The sequence below is a fragment of the Pseudarthrobacter sp. B907 genome (assembly GCF_040137805.1).
Lineage (GTDB): Bacteria > Actinomycetota > Actinomycetes > Actinomycetales > Micrococcaceae > Arthrobacter.
The window spans coordinates 1-520 of record NZ_JBEEQE010000042.1; the positions used below are offsets into that span (position 1 = coordinate 1).

The 520-nt window shown below is 63.1% G+C and carries 1 protein-coding gene; it reads right to left on the reverse strand.

What is annotated here, in order from left to right; genetic code table 11:
* Window positions 1-520: lipoyl synthase (locus ABLI39_RS17360; protein WP_349414796.1), on the reverse strand; the 520-nt coding region annotated here is incomplete at both ends.

Sequence of the window (520 nt, forward strand, 5' to 3'; positions counted from 1 at the left end):
GGTTTGGAGTCGCAGATCGCCGCGATGTGTTCGGGTTTGCCGGAGAAGTCCGGGATCAGCAGTTCGACGCCGGTGCCCGGGTTCAGTTCGTGGATCTTGCGGACCGTTTCGGCGTAGAGCCAGACGCCTTCGTCGGCGAGGTCGTCGCGGGCCACCCCGGTGACGGTGGCGTAGCGCAGGGCCATGGACTGGACGGAGCGGGCGACCTTGGTGGGTTCGAACATGTCCACGGGGGAGGGTTTGCCGGTGTCGATCTGGCAGAAGTCGCAGCGCCGGGTGCACTCGGAGCCGCCGATCAGGAACGTCGCTTCCTTGTCTTCCCAGCACTCGAAGATGTTGGGGCAGCCGGCCTCCTCACACACCGTGTGCAGACCTTCTTTTTTGACGAGGTTTTTGAGCTGGACGAACTCCGGGCCCATCTGGACCTTGGCTTTAATCCATTCGGGCTTCCGTTCCACCGGGGTGGCCGAATTGCGCTGCTCAATGCGCAGCATCTTCCGGCCTTCTGGTGCCAGTGTCA